Origin of the sequence: Methylomusa anaerophila, assembly GCF_003966895.1 — a bacterium.
Lineage (GTDB): Bacteria > Bacillota > Negativicutes > Sporomusales > Sporomusaceae > Methylomusa > Methylomusa anaerophila.
In genome coordinates this window covers 2,164,601-2,182,500 of the sequence record NZ_AP018449.1, presented here as the reverse complement: position 1 = coordinate 2,182,500, position 17,900 = coordinate 2,164,601, and the positions used below count along the sequence as shown (strand labels likewise).

The following is a 17,900-nucleotide window of genomic DNA, read 5'->3' as shown; positions in this document are numbered from 1 at the left end:
GACCTTGGAAGTTAGAGCTCGCTTATAGGATGTTCTTCGCTTCCGCTCAGAACTAAGCGATTCGCTCAGGTTTCCGCGTCGCTTTCGCTCCTAGAAACCTGGCTCTCTGCTTTTCCCTAGAAAGGAGGTGATCCAGCCGCACCTTCCGATACGGCTACCTTGTTACGACTTCACCCCAATCATCGGCCCCACCTTCGACGGCTGGCTCTTTTCAGTTACCTCACCGGCTTCGGGTGTTTCCAACTCTCGTGGTGTGACGGGCGGTGTGTACAAGGCCCGGGAACGTATTCACCGCAGTATGCTGACCTGCGATTACTAGCGATTCCGACTTCACGGAGGCGAGTTGCAGCCTCCGATCCGAACTGAGAGCTTGTTTGTGAGCTTGGCTCCACCTCGCGGCTTCGCTTCTCTCTGTTGAAGCCCATTGTAGTACGTGTGTAGCCCAGGACATAAGGGGCATGATGACTTGACGTCATCCCCGCCTTCCTCCGCATTCTCTGCGGCAGTCTCCTTTGAGTTCCCACCTTTACGCGCTGGCAACAAAGGATAAGGGTTGCGCTCGTTGCGGGACTTAACCCAACATCTCACGACACGAGCTGACGACAGCCATGCACCACCTGTCTTCTTGTCTCCGAAGAGAGGCATCCATCTCTGAATGTTCCAATCGATGTCAAGCCCTGGTAAGGTTCTTCGCGTTGCGTCGAATTAAACCACATACTCCACCGCTTGTGCGGGCCCCCGTCAATTCCTTTGAGTTTCAACCTTGCGGCCGTACTCCCCAGGCGGGGTACTTATTGCGTTAACTCCGGCACAGAAGGGGTCGATACCTTCTACACCTAGTACCCATCGTTTACGGCCAGGACTACCGGGGTATCTAATCCCGTTCGCTCCCCTGGCTTTCGCGCCTCAGCGTCAGACACAGTCCAGAAAGTCGCCTTCGCCACTGGTGTTCCTCCCAATCTCTACGCATTTCACCGCTACACTGGGAATTCCACTTTCCTCTCCTGCACTCAAGGTCTCCAGTTTCCAACGCCCATACGGGGTTGAGCCCCGCACTTAGACTTTCGACTTAAAGACCCGCCTGCGCGCCCTTTACGCCCAATAATTCCGGACAACGCTTGCCACCTACGTATTACCGCGGCTGCTGGCACGTAGTTAGCCGTGGCTTCCTCCTCAGGTACCGTCATTATCATAGATTCTTTACCTATAATACGTTCGTCCCTCAAGACAGAGTTTTACAGTCCGAAAACCTTCTTCACTCACGCGGCGTTGCTCCGTCAGACTTTCGTCCATTGCGGAAGATTCCCCACTGCTGCCTCCCGTAGGAGTCTGGGCCGTGTCTCAGTCCCAGTGTGGCCGTTCATCCTCTCAGACCGGCTACTGATCGTCGCCTTGGTGAGCCGTTACCTCACCAACTAGCTAATCAGACGCAGGCTCATCTTCTAGCGGTAGCATCTTCAGAGGCCACCTTTCTTATAAGAAATATGCATCTCTTATATCTCATTCGGTATTAGCACCACTTTCGCGGTGTTGTCCCCATCTAGAAGGCAGATTGCCTACGCGTTACTCACCCGTTCGCCACTAGGAGTTATTGCTAACTCCCCGTTCGACTTGCATGTGTTAAGCACGCCGCCAGCGTTCGTCCTGAGCCAGGATCAAACTCTCCAATAAAGTTTTATTATTGGAGCCGTTTTATTGGCTCAATATCATCAGAAATTCTTGTGTTGGATGCTTTCCATCCAACTTGTTGTTAGTGCTCGTTGAGCACCGCACATCTGGCGTATTTATCTTACATTGTTCAGTTTTCAGAGAACACGTTTGATATATTAACACGTTTATTACGTAATGTCAATATATCTTTTTTGCTTCTTTTTTGCTAAATTTTGTCGCTGTATCACTGCGACGTTTTTTATATTAACACATTTTACCGAGTTGTGTCAATATAGTTTTTAAAGTTTTCTATAATCCGCTGGAATTCATCCAAACGACCTTTATAATGATAGCAGTCTGCCAGCAATATGTCAAATGTAAATATATGTGAAAATGGCCTGAATAACAGGCCATTTCACCTTAGTCCTTGTGCCGCATATGGGGAAATAGGATAACATCACGAATCGAGTAAGAATCAGTTAAGAACATAACCAGTCGATCAATGCCGATACCCAATCCCCCGGTGGGAGGTAGGCCGTATTGAAGCGCTGTGATATAGTCTTCATCCATCATATGAGCCTCGTCGTCACCAGCCAGCCGCTGGGCCAATTGATCAGAAAAGCGACCTTCCTGATCAATGGGATCGTTCAGCTCCGAAAAACCATTGGCAATTTCTCTGGCAAAAATGAAAGCCTCAAAGCGGTCGGTAATATCCGGGTTGGTTTTGTTACGTTTAGCCAATGGTGAAATTTCCGTCGGGTGCCCAATAATAAAAGTTGGCTGAATCAAATGTTCTTCGGCCTTCTCTTCAAAAATGATGTTTAAGATAGCGCCTATGCCATGCTTTTTCTCATATTTAACACCCAGTTTATCAGCTATTGCCCGCGCTTCATCAATAGAAGCAACGGTAGAAAAGTCAACATTAGCATATTTTTTAACCGCCTCCGTCATGGTTAGCCGGCTCCAGGGCGGAGTAAGGTCAATTTCCTGATTAAGATATGTAATTTTGGCAGTTCCGAGAATTTCCCGGGTGACTCCAGCCACTACTTCCTCGGTCAACCGCATAATATCTTCATAGTCAGCGTAGGCCTGATAGAGTTCCACCATAGTAAATTCAGGATTATGTTTGATGGAAATTCCTTCGTTACGAAAAACGCGGCCAAGTTCATAAACCTTTTCAAAGCCGCCGACAATCAGGCGTTTGAGATATAGCTCAGGTGCGATTCTTAAATAAAGTTTCATATCCAGAGCATTGTGGTGGGTGACAAACGGTTTTGCCGCAGCGCCGCCGGCGATCGGATGCATCATCGGCGTTTCTACTTCAAGAAAGCCACGTTCGTCTAAGATATTACGTATCGATTTTATGATTTTGCTGCGCAATATAAAATTGTTGCGAACCTCCGGGTTAACAATTAAATCAAGATATCTCTGACGATAACGTGTTTCAATATCTTTGAGTCCATGCCATTTTTCCGGTAGTGGACGTAATGATTTCGCCAAAAACTCAAAATTGGCTGCCTTAATACTTATTTCACCTTTTTGCGTTCTAAAAACCGTTCCTTCAACCCCAATAATATCGCCAATATCAAGAAGATGAAACTGTTCATAGGCGGATTCTCCCATTACATCCTGCCGAAAATAGATCTGAATCTTCCCTGAGACATCCATAATGTGGGCGAAACTGGCTTTACCATGGCCGCGAACAGCCATCAGACGCCCGGCCACTCGGACAGTGGCACCTTCCAGATCAGAATAATGTTCCAGGATGTCCTGGGCGTGGTTGGTCACATAATATTTACGGCCAAAAGGCTCAATGCCCTGCCCGATTATGTCCGCCATTTTACTGCGTCGAACACGCATAAGTTCGTTTAATTCTTCAACCGATTGCTCTTGTAACTCTTCCATATCCGCCATACTTATGATTTCTCTCCTATCATACATAAAATAGCAATACCATGCTATATGTCGCATGGCAATACAATTGTAAATTAAGGCAATTGCTGAGCAATCGAAAGATCAATGCCGATGCTGAATGTCCACAACTTCATACTTTAGCATTCCTGCCGGTACATTCACTTCCACAATACTGCCAACTTTTTGGCCTAGAATAGCCTGACCCACCGGCGACTCGTTGGAAATGCGCGATTCCGTCGGATCTGCTTCCGCCGAACCTACGATGGTATACTCAAGTTCATCCCCAAATTCCAGATCCTTCAAGGTAACAGTAGAGCCTAGGGTGACGACATCGGTGGCAATGTCATTTTCGTCAATTACTTTCGCTTTCCGGAGGATGTTTTCTAAAGTCAGAATTTCCCCCTCGATGAAAGCCTGTTCGTTTTTGGCATCCTCATACTCGGAGTTTTCGCTAATATCTCCGAACTCAATGGCCTGTTTAATGCGCTCAGCTACTTCCCGGCGACGGACAGATTTCAAATGATCAAGTTTTTGTTCTATCTTCTTCAGACCGTCAATTGTAAGTACAATTTCTTTTTCCATAATGCATTCTCCTCTTTTTGTTATTGCGCACCCAACGCATTTTTTCAAATATTTAAAAAATGCTCTTCATAAACTATTTTATTAACTATTTTATTCTTATAAACGGAAAATGCCTGCCTTGGGATTAATGATACGGCAAAATAGACCGTAAGGCAATATAAATAGTGCCAAGTAGCAACTTGACACTTTGGCACTAAGAGAGGCCTCCGTTAAAATGAACCTTCTCTATTTTTCATCTATTATAGGCATAATCACGTTGTTTGTCAATCATTTCTAAAGCATTCGTCCCATTCGTCCTTGGTGATATAAGAGACTGGCGAGCTTGCGCAACGGCATTGCTTTTTATTAGCGATAACTGTTGCTGGGTCAAGGCTTGTTCGAAACTCCTAAACCCGGCTAATTTAAAGCCATGTTTTTGGGCTAGTTTTTCAATTGTTTCGATTTGTTTAACGGTAAGATCACGTCCTAACGTAAAGTTCTCATAACGACCTTCCAAGGCCAATATCATGGTTTCCGCCATACAGGCATAAGCTGTTTTAGGGGGAAAGCCAAAATTCAGGCCAAAATTTACATCCCCCGGCACTTCCACAATACCACCTTCAATCACTAACACGTCGTTGCGTGTTTCAGCCACTCGCCGTGACACATTGCGCGGGCGGGCCACATCGCAAACGATGGCCCCGGATTTGAGATCTTCCGGCTCAATGATAGTATCGGTGGCGCTTGTTACCGCCACTACAATATCCGCATTTTGAATTGCGTATTTAGTATTAGCCATAACCTTTACGGCTAATCCGGTAGTTTTTAAAATTTGTTTGGCGAGTTTCTCTACCTTGGCTTCATCGCGGGAGACCAGGGTTAAGTAGCAAACTTCCCGGGCGAGAATTTGGGCACATGCAGACCCGATTGAGCCGGTAGCCCCTAATATAAGCACATTTGCCCGTTCCATATTAATGCCCATGACCTTAGCCGCCTGTCTGGTGCCCTCCAGAGCAGTGGCAACCGTGTAACTGTTGCCGGTAGTCACCGCTATATTTAAATTATTGGCAATAGTAATCCCCGCATCACCAACTATAGAGGTAAACGCGCCAAGTCCGACAATTCTGGCGCCTAGTTTTTCCGCAACTTTCCCTGCTTTAATGATCCTTTTTAAGACCAAATCTTCCGGCATATTGATCATCTGACGGGAAGTAAGCGGACAACCGACAAACCACCCCTCTGCCTGATTGTGCTCGGATTCAATCCCTTTAATATTGGAGATTTTAAATGGCGGTATGTACTTTATAACAGTCTCGACGAAACTATCCGGCCAATTCTTGGCAAAAGAAAACTTTCTGCCAAAATCTTTGGCCTCCAGTGGATGAATAATAAAGGCAAACTTTTCCAAGATCTCTGCGCCTCCTTAAGAAAGCTGTTTTACCCGCGGTTCAATGCCTATCTCATCCAATAATTTCACGTAATCACTGCTGGAAAGATCTTCGGGGCGTTTTCCGGATAAGGTAACAAGTATTCCCTCCATAATATTTGTCCCAAAAGACCGTCCGCCCATTTCCGGAGTGGTAGTTACCAAGGTTGTAACTCCCCGGTCTTTTAAAAACACTTCGTCTTCCTGCGTTACTGTGTTCGTAATAATCATTTTGTTGGCAAGTCCTGCCGGCATATAGCGGCGTATATAATGAAAATCCCCGGCTATAATATCCGCTTCCCGAAAGTATTTGCCGAATTTCGGCGTAGATTGACCTTGCCGGGAACCGGTTGGATAAAAAAAATTAACAGGAAGCTGGGTTACCACGGGCGCAATCAAAGTTGCTAATCTTGTTAGCCCTGCCAGGGAACGAATAGGGACTGGTAAGCCTATGCCAAACATAAGATCGCCAAATACTACTTTGCTGCCGGATTGAACCAAAGCCTCAGCAAGCCCGAAACGGTCAACCGCACAAACTACCAACGCTTTAAGACGGCTAAAATTAAGCCCGAGCTTGGTTGCAAGATGCGGGATAACCCGGCGCTCCAGGGTATTTTTTATACCGCTGCCATCCACTACGGGAGTAATTTGGGCTACGGCTGCCAGACGCGCCGATTCCCGAAACATATAACGCTTGGTACCGGCGTAAACATATAAATCCGTTCCACCCAGACCAAAGGCATCCACTTTTCCATCCATTTCCCGCATCAATCGCATCGCTTCCTGCTTGTCCCCGTCAGTGCCTATTCTTTCAATCTGAAACCTATACCCGCCAAAATCGGCAGTAACACTGCTGTTGCGTTTTGAAGATCCTAAACTTACGCTGACTACCCGCTTCATTAAAGTATCGTGTCCTCCTACCTAAAATCTGAGTTGTCGCACGAGATTTCTGATATCTTCCGGGTCAACGTATTTATCCTCCTCGATAGGCGACTCTCCGATTTGAACACTGATAACAGGCTTGTCAATCAAAGCTTCGATGAGTTTGATACGCATGTTGGAACCGATGATAATAACAATATCGTGCTTCCTTACATTGGCACACATGTCCACTATTGTGTTAAATAATTCAATTCCTGATTTAGTTTGAACAAAATCCCATCTTTCCTGTTCGGATAATACCAGGCAGAAGTCTATACCTTCCTGTCTCGCTACAGCGTATATCTCGTCGCAATTTTTTATTGGAAAACCTATGATTGCGATCCGGCCACCTTTACGGATTTCTCCCAAGGTTTCCAAACGCGATATAAAGGTCCGGTCAACTCCAATTTGCTGAGCTACCTCGATTTGGGACAGGCCGTTACAACGCATTTCCAAAATAGAATCGATCGTTTGGTGAATTTTCTGGCGATTTACAATCTTTTCTCCTATCCTCAGCACACCAATCATCCCCCGCATATTATATGTGCACAGGGTTGTGTACATACATTTATCTTAGCATTTTTATATTTTTATCAATTTTTACAAAATAATAAAAAAGCTAACGCGTCTTTTTGACAACCGGCAGGCAAAGGATAGCCTTATTATAAGCGAAGGTTAAGCGGCAGTGTCGAAGCGTTAATAAGGCTGTCCTGCGCCGTCCTAAACATATACTTTCTTACTATAATAAAATAAAAAAACCGTTAGCCCCACGGATCGAAGGGAAAACGGCTGATTACCTTCTTATATATATCTTTTTTTAACAGAGTATCATCATGAGCCATACCTTTTTTCAGTCCCTGCAACACTCTGAGGCCCTGGTGCATTGTCAGACCAACATCCTCTGTAAGCTGCGACATTGTAGTCCGGCGGGCCTTATCCAGTGATTCGTAAAGGGATCGGCCCGCCTCCAGATTGCCGGCCAGTTCCTGCGTCAAATAAAGCTGAGCCAAATTGGTCATCGGATTGCCGCATGCCCCGCTGGCGGTCACGCCTAAGGCCTCCGGCAGCGTATATTTTATACTGGTTTCCACAGATTTTTTCAGTTCGTCGGTTTCCAGCATCATAGCTTCAATCAAAGTACGGGGTGTACATAAACAACATGTATTTAGGGCCCGAATGATCGAATGCTCAATGGTATGAGCCTGCTCAGGTTCTACAAGACCTCCAAGATTGGCAGTAATACTTACTTCCTGCCCTGTTTCTAAATCCTGACCGTAAATCGTAACAGGAAGGTCAGTTTTGTCCCTAAACTCCGTATATCCACCTGATGCAAGCCAGCCGGCGCCGGAGATAGCAGGGTATTCCTTGCGCATTTTCATTAAATTCAAGGTTTCCACATCAGTAGAATAAATGTAATTTGCCGTCATGCCGGTAGTGTACCAGCGGGCATGCCCACGCCCCTCAAGCGTAGCCATAAGTACCGATATTTCATTACCGCTGTCGTCAACAATACGCTGGTCCCATATATCCACAATACGGACTATTACCCCCACAGGATATAACTCTTGCTCGTTAACCACCCATGGACAAATAAGAATTTCCCGGTCTACTCCCACGTCTTTCAGGAGTTGACCTCCATGCTCGAGTATAAACATACCTGACATTTTTCCGCCCTGCGGTCTGGGTAAAATTCCATTTGCCACAGGCATAATCAGCATATGCATGCTAAACCCGTCCTCTCTAATATAAATAAGGTGCGCCTATCCTGTAAATCTTGATGGTAAAGGGACCAAAGAGGTAACGGCTGTTTAACCGCAGAGGCGCAGAGGACGCGGAGAAACGCAGAGGGATTAATTATTTATTGTTTTTCAACGCTCTTCATTATCCTTTCTCTGTGCCCCTCTGCGTTCTCTGTGTCTCTGTGGTTCCGGTTCCTTTGTCTTATGACGTTTTAGATTTTTAGGATAGTTCGTGGCATTTGATAATCTGAGCAAGATGACGTTTAGGTAGTCTTCTAAACCTTTTTTATTCCTCTTGTGCCTGTTGCCGGTATTCCTCTAAGACGGCAATGAAGTCTTCTTTGCTCAATACCTGATTAAACTTAAGGCGAAGCTCGGCTGATCGTGGCAGCCCCCTTGTATACCAGGCTCCGTGGCTTCTCATTTCCCTAATACCAATATATTCACCTTTATACTCCACCAGCATATCCAAATGCCGCAGCAGTATGGCAATGCGTTCAGCCAAAGTCGGGCCTTCCAAAATCAAGCCTGTTCTTAAATAATGATTAGTTTGCCGGAAAATCCACGGGTTTCCCTGTGCTCCCCGTCCAATCATGATGCCGTCACAACGCGTTGTGTTGATCATCCGAACAGCGTCGGCCGGAGTCCATATGTCACCGTTCCCGTTGACCGGTATTGCTACAGCTTCTTTAACCGCCCGGATAATGTCCCAGTCGGCTTTCCCCCCATAAAACTGCTCCCGTGTCCGTCCGTGAACACCAATGGCGGCAATCCCTGCCCGCTCAGCCAAACAGGCTATATCCACTGCATTGACAGAAGCTTCATCCCAACCCTTTCTGATTTTCACAGTAACAGGCACACTTACTGCGGCGGCGACAGATGCCATAATACGGTAGGCCAGTCCCGGATTACGCATGAGAGCCGCTCCTTCGCCGTTTTTCACAATCTTAGGGGTAGGGCAGCCCATGTTGATGTCGATTATGTCAGCCCCCGCCTTTTCAACAATCTCAGCTGCTTGCGCCATACAATCAGGATCAGAGCCAAATATTTGAATAGCTACCGGACGTTCGCCGGCGTCGACTTGCAACATTTTTAAAGTATGACAGTTATTATAGATCAGTCCTTTGTCGCTTACCATCTCGCTGTAAACAAGGCCGCAGCCCATTTCCTTAGCCAGCAGGCGAAATGGCAAGTCGGTAACACCGGCCATAGGAGCGAGAATCAGCGGGTTATCAAGTTCAATATTGCCTATGCGCATATATTCGCCTCGAAAAATAAGTTTTACATTATTTGTATTATAGTTAAAGCAAAAGGCGGTCCTAGTGTCTGTCAACAGACAACTATTGATCGCCTGAAAATGCGCTATCCATATTATATATTATTGGTTTCGTTCATAAATAAGCTGCAAGCCTTCCAAAGTCAAGAAGCTGTCTACTTTATTAATAGTATGCGATTCTTGGGCAATAAGGTTTGCCAGCCCGCCGGTCGCCACAACCAGCGGCTCAGCCCCCATCTCTTCCTTCATTCTGCGGACAATCTCGTCCACTTGGCCTACAAAACCATAAATAATGCCTGATTGCATGCTGCTTACCGTATTCCGGCAAATAACTGTTTTCGGCTTAATCAATTCAATACGCGGCAACTTGGCTGCCCGTTGGAACAAAGCCTCCGTAGATATGTTGATACCAGGGGCAATGGCGCCCCCTATATAATCTCCATTTTCCGCCACCGCGCAAAAAGTGGTCGCCGTACCGAAATCCACGATGATAACCGGCCCGCCATACTTATTGTAAGCAGCAATGGCGTTGACTATGCGGTCTGCACCAACTTCACGCGGATTTTCATATTTAATGCACATTCCCGTTTTGACGCCAGGCCCCACAACTAACGGCTCTACCTGGAAATACCTCTGACACATCCTGATAAGAGGAACGACAAGGGGCGGAACAACTGATGAAATGACAATGGCCTCAATATCTTTCATACTTAGACTGCGGAAACTAAACAGGTTATTGATAAGCATGCCGTATTCGTCGCCGGTTTTTTGCTTATCAGTAGATACCCGCCAGTGATAAAGTAACTGGTCACCGTTGAAAACACCCAAAACAATATTGGTGTTGCCAACGTCAAATACTAGTAGCATTAAGAAAAGTCCCCCTGTTATCATGGTCCGGTATTAACTCATTTAATTGTACTGAAAAACAGGATAAATGTAAACGTAAACTTATACTATATATGTATGTCGCATTAAAGAATTGACAGCGTCGCAGCCGCTCCCCATAGACCCTACCTCGCCATAATCAGTCCGGCCCGCGTTAAAGCGCGTCGCAGCCGCACTCCTATGTAGGCTGCGGCAACTGTTTTCAACAAATCTAAAGGCAGGAACGGCAGCACAGCCAATGATAAAGCTTTGTCGATTGTCATAGCTTTATTCAGCACAAACTCAAAAGACAACATGAAACCCAATAGTCCCATAGCATAAATCAACCCCAGCCCCGCCAGCATGGCCGGCATAATGCGTTTATATGTCGGTTCGTAGTTTTCCGCTATATAGCCGACAAAATAAGCGCATACCATATAACCAAAAATATACCCGCCGGTAGGTCCGATTAAGACCGCGGCGCCGGCTTTTCCCTGGGCAAATACCGGCAAGCCAAACACTCCCAGCATCACCCACACCACAACACTGGCAAACCCCAGCCGACTACCTAAAACCATTCCGGCTAATAATACAAACATAACCTGAAGGGTAATGGGCACAGGGCCAATTGGAATGGAAACCTGAGAACTCACCGCAAGCAACGCAGCAAACAAACCGGTCAAAACCATACCTCGTACATTCATCAGGTATTCCCTCCTAAAGGTAATTAAGAATAATAAACATGAAAAAACCATTGAAGTGCTCAAGTAGTCAAATGCCACGAACTGCTTAGAAATCGTCAGATGCTAGGCGTGACGAGGACCGGAACGCAAGCGTACTGGTGGTACGCTGGAGTGAGGACCGCAGGAACAACGACGCAGATGGCGGTTTATAAGCAGTTCCCCCCTTATCGTGAAGCTAAACAACAGGTCGTATGGAGACATCTCCTGCTAACACCTTCCTAACACCCTGTGCTGTTTTTACCAGCAGGGCACCTTCGTTGTCAATATCTATTGCCAGGCCACTATAGCGGTGGTCCGGGCCGATTACATCCACATTTTTACCCAGAGTAATAGATTGGGATCGCCAGTCGTCAAGTATTGATGTAAAGCCGCCGGTTTGAACCAGGTGATACGCTGTTTCCAATTCTTTTAAAATAGCGGCTAAAAACATCCTTCTATCAATCTCACGTCCCGACACAGCAAGTAAAGATGTCGCCGTTGCGGCAATCTCGCCGGGAAACTCCCGCTCCTCAATGTTTACATTGATTCCCATACCGATAACGACATAGTTAATGGCATCCATTTCTGCGCTCATTTCGGTTAAAATGCCAACAAGCTTTCTGCCCTGAAACAAAATATCATTAGGCCACTTAATTCCGGAATATACTCCCGCCACCTGACGAATCACCCGGTTTACGGCGACGGCTGCCATCAGTGTGCATTTTGATGCCTCCAGGGGGCTAAAAGGCGGCCTTAAGACAACCGACATCCAAATACCCTTGCCATAAGGGGAAAACCAGCCGCGCGCCAGTCGGCCGCGGCCGGTATTTTGAGTTTCCGCAACAACAATGGTTCCCTCCGGGCATCCGCCGGCGGCAAGTTTTTTAGCTTCGTTATTTGTGGATCCAATTTGGGGATAATAGTATATTTCCTGCCCCATAACCTTTGTCGTCAAAACTGCCTTAATTTCCTCAGGCAACAGTCTACCTGTAGTTCCCCGCAGGCAATAGCCTGCACGGGTGTGGGCCTCAATCTGATAACCATCCTGTTTTAGAGCCCTAATATGTTTCCATACCGCAGTTCGGGATACATTAAGTTCACGGGAAATCTCTTCCCCCGAAACGTACTTCCCTTGATTTTGTCGCAAAAAGTCCAGAATTTCCGCCCGCAACGCCCTTCCTCCCAAAGATTTCTTGCCATTGTTATCCTAATAATATATCAATGGTTAACAAACGTCAATTATATATTTGCTGTCCAAATAAAAAATATGATAACATTTAATGGTAATGGAGGTGAACCAAATGTCCGAAATCAAAATTTTGGTGGCAGACGACGAACCTAACATCTGTGAAGTGCTAAGCCTGTACCTTAAACAGGAAGGATACGTCGTATACACAGCGGCAGACGGACAACAAGCCCTGGAAATGGAAGAAAAATTCCGACCCGATTTATTAATCCTTGACATTATGCTGCCTAGACTTTCGGGCTTGGAAGTATGTAAAGCCATAACCAGGGAAGTCCCGGTCATTTTCCTTACCGCCAAAGGCGCCGAGGCCGATAAATTAGCCGGATTTTCCCTGGGAGCTGACGATTATATCACCAAACCATTCAGCCCGCGGGAAGTGGTAGCCAGAGTAAAAGCAGTCCTGCGCCGCAGCGGTCTTATCTACGATGCCGGCAGTAACCTGGAGTTTCCCGGACTCATAATTGATCCGTCGGCCCAAGTTGTATCTGCCGGTGGCAAAATCGCGGCCCTTTCGCCCAAAGAATATGAGTTACTCCTGTTTTTCGCACGTCACCCTAAATTAGTCTTCTCCCGGGAGCAGCTCCTGACCAACGTCTGGGGCTACGACTTTGACGGCGACGACAGGACAGTTGATGCTACTGTTAAGCGTCTTCGCCATAAAATTGATAATCCCGCCCAGGCATACATACATACTGTTTGGGGTATTGGGTATAAATTTGAGGTAACAGGCAAATGACCAGGACAATCTTTGGTAAAATACTCTTGTCTCATATTGCCGTCATTTTAATCAGTACAATAACCTTGGGTGTATTAACCTCTTATCTGGTGCAGAATCATCTGCTGAAAAGCAAACGACACGACCTTTTGACTCAAGGCAGTGCTGCCGTCGGCATCATCAATCCCATCATGGCGGAAGGTAGAAAACCCGCCGATGACCTTTTAAACCGTATGAGTGATATGACTGGGGGAATGATGTGGCTTATGGACCGGGACGGATCAGTCATCGCCGGACAACCGCCACAGCATTGGAGTGAACAACAAATCGAAAGTTTGGCCGAATTATGGGATATGGCCGATTGGTCAACAGGTGGCGGTACGCAAGTGATTTTGCGCCCCCGTAAGCGAGGTAATACTGCGATTATTGTTGCGCTGCCTGTTCAATCAGCCAATTCCTCCGCCGCCTTGTTTCTCTATTCCCCCATTATAGGTGTCAAAAGAAACGCTCTTGTTATTGAGCAACTCCTTCTCTATTCCTTAATTGCAGGTGTTTTAGCCACAGTCGTTATCGGCTATTTCCTGTCCCGCAGCATTACCCGGCCAATTGGCGATATCAGCCGAACAGCGGTCCGCTTCGCCAAGGGTGATTATACCAGCCGGACAAATGCCACCTCACAGGACGAAATCGGCAGATTAGGGCAAACTTTTAACAGCATGGCGGAGGAACTGGCCCGAGCGGAGCACAACCGCCGCGATTTCCTCTCAAATGTATCCCATGAGCTTAAAACTCCGGTAGCTTCCATCCAGGCACTGGCGGAAACCATTTTGGACGGACTGGCTACGCACCCGGAACAACGCCAGCGATATCTGGAGAGCATTGTGGGTGAAACCCGGCGAATCAGCCGTTTAATCAATGATTTATTGGAGCTTTCGCAATTAGATGCCGGCGAATTATCCGTTATCAGGCAGCAACTCAACCTGGGCGCGGCCCTTACCAGGGAAGCAGATAAAATCGGGCCGTTTTTGACGAAAAGGGAACTTCAATTGATACTCAACCTGCCAAGCCAGGAAATATATGCCTGGGCCGACCCCGATCGATTCAGCCAGGTAATGTCAAATCTTCTAACCAATGCCGTGCGCTACGCCTCGCCGGCAACACCCCTTACGATATCTCTCAGCCAAATTGGCAATAAAGCCGAAATATCCGTGTCTAACCAGGGCCCAGGCATTTCACCCTCCGACCTGCCTCGCATCTGGGAACGATTTTACCGCGTAGAAAAATCACGAACCCGCGCCGACGGCGGCACCGGTCTAGGCCTGGCCATCACCAAAAAGCTCGTCGAAGCCATGAACGGCGAAGTATCCGCCGAAAGCATCCCGAACCAGGCCACCACTTTCCGCTTCACGTTGCCAACCGAAAAATAACAAGCTTAATATAAAGCCACAGACTTGGTTTCCCAGCCAAGTCTGTTCTTCTTTGTAAATAGTGCTCAGCCTAACAACTGCCACGAACTGCTTAGAAATCGTTAGCTGCTAGGCGCGACGAGTACTGGAACGCAAGCGTACTGGGATGTACGCTGGAGTGAAGCACGCAGAAGCAACGACGCAGATGACGGTTTATAAGCAGTTCCCTCCTTAGAAGTGAATAAATCTCCTGTCATAGTTTTGTCATATATAGGGGTTACACTAACTTTGTCAGCAAATCAGAAGGCTGTTAAGATATATAGGTTAATATAGTGATGGAGGGATATCCTATGAATTTGATTGGCAAATCAGCAAAGAAAACCGTAGCCATTCTTGCCGCCGGCGCTTTCATTCTAACCGGCGCCGGTGCATTTGCCGCCCAGACTTCTCCTGTTCTCAATGATAAGCCTGGGCAGTACCAGCACAAAGCAAAGTCCCGGCACGAGATAAGTCCGGAAAAAGCGGCGCAGCGTATAGCTGAAATTTCAGGCGCAAGCCAGGAGACTATTCTAAAGTATAATCAACAGGGACATAGCTTTAGGGACTTATCGAAAGCTGCTTTCTTCGCCAAGGTCAGCGGTAAATCCCTGGATGACGTGCTGGCATTAAAAACTGCGGATAACTCCTGGAAAGACGTAAGAGAATCCTTGAACATCTCCACGGATCAAATAAAAGCTGCCGCCCAGGAAATTGCAGCTACCCGGCTATCGGCCAGATTGAATTTAAGTAAAGAAAATATCCAGGCTTTATTCCGGGAGGGATACCGCCAACGTGATATCGCCATGGCGGGAATTTTGGCCAAGCATACCGGAAAGCCCGTTCAAGACATACTGTCTATGAAAAAAATCAATAACAGCTGGCAAAGCGTAGCCGCCTCACTGGGTGTAGATAAAGAGGCCTTTAAGCAGGATGTCAAAGCTTTCCGATTATACCCTGACAGCAATAAATAGATATATTCGGGTGATAACAATAAGAAAGCTGGACCTCACAAAGGCACGGTTTAATAGGGGAAACTTATTGAACCATACCCCAAACCGATACGGAAATGCAAGAGAGAGGCGTTGTCCCGCAAGGGATGACGCCTCTCTTCTCAAGTGATTATTTTCGTATTGAACGTTTCTATTTTTCCAAGACGTATTGATTGCATTCTGGTCAAATCCACTCGGCAAGTGGATATATAGACTCTCTCGGGCACGGCTACAAGCGACATAATACATTCGCACGAACTCATCGGCAGCTTCTTCTTTTAGTATCTCTGGATTGCTATAGACCGCAGGTAACTTGATTTTGTCGAAGTTGTTTGGATTTACACTTACAATTACTTTGAATTTTTGATCACAAAAAAGGGCTACCGGCTGGTAACCCTCAAAATCATATACTTTTTTAAACTCCATTCAAATCATACTGATAAATAGCCAAATCCAGCCAGGTGCCGAATTTAAAACCGGCTTTAGAGATGACGCCCGCATTCTTAAAGCCCACTTTCTCATGCATCCTTTTACTGCTCTCGTTTGCGCTGTCGATTTCGGCCACCATGGTTACAAAATCCTGATTGGCGGCAATTTTGACGAGTTCCCGCAATAAACCGGTGCCAACCTGTTTACAGCGGTGATGCTCATGGACATATACCGAGTCTGCTACCGTGTATTTGAACCCGGACAGATCCCGGTACAGCCCGAAGGTGGCAAAGCCTAACATCATATGATCCATTTCGCAGACAATGATCGGGAAACCGGTTTGTTTTTTTCCCCGGTACCATTCCCAACGATCCTCCAAAGTCTGGGGATGCCATTCATAGACGGCGGTCGTATGGATAATCGCGTCATTATAGATAGCGAGAATTTCCGGTAAATCCCGTTCCTGGGCATGCCGGATCATAGCCAGTTCCCCCCTTGCCGTACCTGCATCCTGTATTTTCAGCCGTCGCGTTTACCGTGTTTACAGCGTATATAGGCAGAGACGTCCCGCGAATGCAAAGACGTCTGCGCCGCCAACATTTATTCCCTTACTTTTTCGACCAGTAATCAAGCCCCAGGCCGGTAAGAATCTTAACGGCCTCGTCATACACCGCCAGATATTCCTCCGTCGGCACTAATCCGGCCACATCATAGCATTCTTCAAACGGCTTGCCCTTCGGCGCCGTCTTGTAATCCTTCTCATACATCGCTACCAGTTTATCTAATATCTCATTGACTTTCTCCGTCTCCATACCCGCTACCGCATGGGCCACTTCCGCCATCATTCTGGCTTCCAGTCCCGTGGTGTAGTTGGTGGCCACTCCCTTGCTCGCCGCCACTCCCGACAGCACTTCCCGCCCGCTCGCGGTGTCGGTGATGGTCTGCGCCGCTGTTTCCAGCAAGCACATGACGGTGCACGGACCCGCTATGGTATAGTATTGGTTCCCCAGCATCAAGTCGGTGTTGGCCTCTATGGCCATGGCGGCGTGCCCCGCGACGGCCAGAGCCTCTCTGGCTGTCGTGATTCCCCACCTTACATGCACCGGCCCATCCAGATGCCAGGTTGCCTGGGTCATGACGAAGGAGTTGATGGTGGTGGCTACGTCTACTATGGTGGTTTCTTCCAATCCTCCCGCATAGCCCCCATAGATCGGCATCTGTTCGCACATGATGATATTGCCAGCCAGTACGTAATGGGCGGTGAAAACCAATGCACCTACATCGATTTTCAGCTCATTGAGCTGGGATACTTCATGGCTGTCAGACGGCCGCATTCCCCCCGGAAAGTCCGCCGCGATTACGCCGGCCGGGGATAAGGATGTTTCATTCCCCTAGAGCCCCATGCCGGTTCGCCCGGCTCTGTCCTGCGCGGCTCTTACCAGGATGGCTTCTGATTTGACGGCCGCGATTTCCCACGGGCTTTGCGGCACCGGGTCATGGCCTTTGATGGTCTGCAGTACGCCGTCGACTATGGTGTCTACCAGCGGTTCCTGGGCATAGGACTGATGGATGGCCAGGAAGTGTTCTTCGGAACACGGCGCACCGGTCGGCCCTCCCTGGATGAGCGGCGGCTTTTTGTCTTTGTAGCTGCGGCAGGCCAGTTCCCGCGCTTCTTTGCCTTCGCCGTAGGTAACGCGTTTGGGCGCCGCTTTTATTGAGGCCCAGACTTCTTCTTCGGTGTATTTGATGACTTTGTTGGTGTCGATGCAGTATACGCCGCATTCGACGAGCATCTCGAGGCCCGCTTTGAACAGGTTGTTAATGAGAACCGGGTCGGTTGGGATGATTTGTTTTTTGTCCATTTTGATGTTGTATTTTTGTTTAAGCCGGCTGGCGGTCTGCGGGATGATTTTAAAATCCCATTCTTTTTCTTCTATTTTGGGGCCGACTTTGGCCCGTTCATAGATGTCGAATACGGTTAAGGTTTTGGCTATGGTCATATA

Annotated in this window: 15 protein-coding genes, 1 rRNA gene and 1 pseudogene; 3 read left to right on the top strand and 14 right to left on the bottom strand. The window is 47.4% G+C overall.

The genetic code is table 11. The features are described 5' to 3' along the window. Positions 1 to 120 precede the first annotated feature (120 nt). The 11 genes from MAMMFC1_RS09755 to MAMMFC1_RS09705 form a co-directional block, all read right to left on the bottom strand. Positions 121 to 1,671: ribosomal RNA gene (locus tag MAMMFC1_RS09755) — 16S ribosomal RNA — on the bottom strand. Positions 1,672 to 2,070: 399 nt separating this feature from the next. Beyond that, positions 2,071 to 3,555 carry a lysine--tRNA ligase gene (lysS, locus tag MAMMFC1_RS09750; RefSeq protein ID WP_126310546.1) on the bottom strand — a complete coding sequence of 495 codons (1,485 nt, stop codon included), beginning with the start codon at positions 3,553 to 3,555 and terminating at the stop codon, positions 2,071 to 2,073. A gap of 111 nt (positions 3,556 to 3,666) precedes the next feature. Then, entirely contained in the window at positions 3,667 to 4,146 is a 480-nt protein-coding gene (gene greA, locus MAMMFC1_RS09745; protein WP_232035754.1) for a transcription elongation factor GreA, read from the bottom strand. Between the two features lie 232 nt (positions 4,147 to 4,378). Continuing rightward, entirely contained in the window at positions 4,379 to 5,533 is a 1,155-nt protein-coding gene (locus MAMMFC1_RS09740) for an NAD(P)H-binding protein (protein ID WP_126308344.1), read from the bottom strand. Between the two features lie 15 nt (positions 5,534 to 5,548). After that, the gene (locus tag MAMMFC1_RS09735; RefSeq protein WP_126308343.1) at positions 5,549 to 6,451 is read right to left on the bottom strand and encodes a quinate 5-dehydrogenase; all 903 of its coding nucleotides are present in this window, start codon (positions 6,449 to 6,451) and stop codon (positions 5,549 to 5,551) included. A gap of 21 nt (positions 6,452 to 6,472) precedes the next feature. Next, a complete protein-coding gene (locus MAMMFC1_RS09730) occupies positions 6,473 to 6,991 on the bottom strand; it encodes a transcriptional regulator (RefSeq protein WP_408631233.1) in 519 nt (172 codons plus the stop codon). A 242-nt stretch (positions 6,992 to 7,233) separates the two neighbouring features. Beyond that, the gene (locus MAMMFC1_RS09725; RefSeq protein ID WP_126308341.1) at positions 7,234 to 8,196 is read right to left on the bottom strand and encodes a hypothetical protein; all 963 of its coding nucleotides are present in this window, start codon (positions 8,194 to 8,196) and stop codon (positions 7,234 to 7,236) included. A 301-nt stretch (positions 8,197 to 8,497) separates the two neighbouring features. Further along, positions 8,498 to 9,469 (bottom strand): tRNA dihydrouridine synthase DusB, encoded by a 972-nt coding sequence (gene dusB / locus MAMMFC1_RS09720; protein WP_126308340.1) that lies wholly within the window; start codon positions 9,467 to 9,469, stop codon positions 8,498 to 8,500. 120 nt (positions 9,470 to 9,589) lie between these two features. Next, positions 9,590 to 10,354 (bottom strand): type III pantothenate kinase, encoded by a 765-nt coding sequence (locus MAMMFC1_RS09715; RefSeq protein ID WP_126308339.1) that lies wholly within the window; start codon positions 10,352 to 10,354, stop codon positions 9,590 to 9,592. Positions 10,355 to 10,497: 143 nt separating this feature from the next. Continuing rightward, the gene (locus tag MAMMFC1_RS09710; protein ID WP_126308338.1) at positions 10,498 to 11,055 is read right to left on the bottom strand and encodes a biotin transporter BioY; all 558 of its coding nucleotides are present in this window, start codon (positions 11,053 to 11,055) and stop codon (positions 10,498 to 10,500) included. Between the two features lie 214 nt (positions 11,056 to 11,269). Continuing rightward, a complete protein-coding gene (locus MAMMFC1_RS09705) occupies positions 11,270 to 12,244 on the bottom strand; it encodes a biotin--[acetyl-CoA-carboxylase] ligase (RefSeq protein WP_126308337.1) in 975 nt (324 codons plus the stop codon). Between the two features lie 130 nt (positions 12,245 to 12,374). On the opposite strand from MAMMFC1_RS09705, the gene MAMMFC1_RS09700 reads away from it, so the two are divergent. The 3 genes from MAMMFC1_RS09700 (at position 12,375) to MAMMFC1_RS09690 (ending at position 15,450) form a co-directional block, all read left to right on the top strand. Next, entirely contained in the window at positions 12,375 to 13,055 is a 681-nt protein-coding gene (locus tag MAMMFC1_RS09700) for a response regulator transcription factor (RefSeq protein WP_126308336.1), read from the top strand. Next, on the top strand, positions 13,052 to 14,461 hold the full coding sequence (locus tag MAMMFC1_RS09695) for a sensor histidine kinase (RefSeq protein WP_126308335.1): 1,410 nt from the start codon (positions 13,052 to 13,054) through the stop codon (positions 14,459 to 14,461). Before MAMMFC1_RS09700 ends, MAMMFC1_RS09695 begins: the two co-directional genes overlap by 4 nt. A 329-nt stretch (positions 14,462 to 14,790) precedes the next feature. Beyond that, a complete protein-coding gene (locus MAMMFC1_RS09690; protein ID WP_126308334.1) occupies positions 14,791 to 15,450 on the top strand; it encodes a hypothetical protein in 660 nt (219 codons plus the stop codon). Here MAMMFC1_RS09690 and MAMMFC1_RS21155 read toward each other — a convergent pair. From MAMMFC1_RS21155 to MAMMFC1_RS22330, 3 genes and pseudogenes are all read right to left on the bottom strand, one after another. Beyond that, positions 15,427 to 15,894 carry a hypothetical protein gene (locus MAMMFC1_RS21155; protein WP_145987630.1) on the bottom strand — a complete coding sequence of 156 codons (468 nt, stop codon included), beginning with the start codon at positions 15,892 to 15,894 and terminating at the stop codon, positions 15,427 to 15,429. The two genes, MAMMFC1_RS09690 and MAMMFC1_RS21155, sit on opposite strands and share 24 nt — an antisense overlap. After that, on the bottom strand, positions 15,884 to 16,378 hold the full coding sequence (locus tag MAMMFC1_RS09685; RefSeq protein ID WP_126308333.1) for a GNAT family N-acetyltransferase: 495 nt from the start codon (positions 16,376 to 16,378) through the stop codon (positions 15,884 to 15,886). Before MAMMFC1_RS09685 ends, MAMMFC1_RS21155 begins: the two co-directional genes overlap by 11 nt. Before the next feature lie 127 nt (positions 16,379 to 16,505). Beyond that, positions 16,506 to 17,897 (bottom strand): annotated as a pseudogene (locus tag MAMMFC1_RS22330) (monomethylamine:corrinoid methyltransferase). Positions 17,898 to 17,900: the final 3 nt, after the last annotated feature.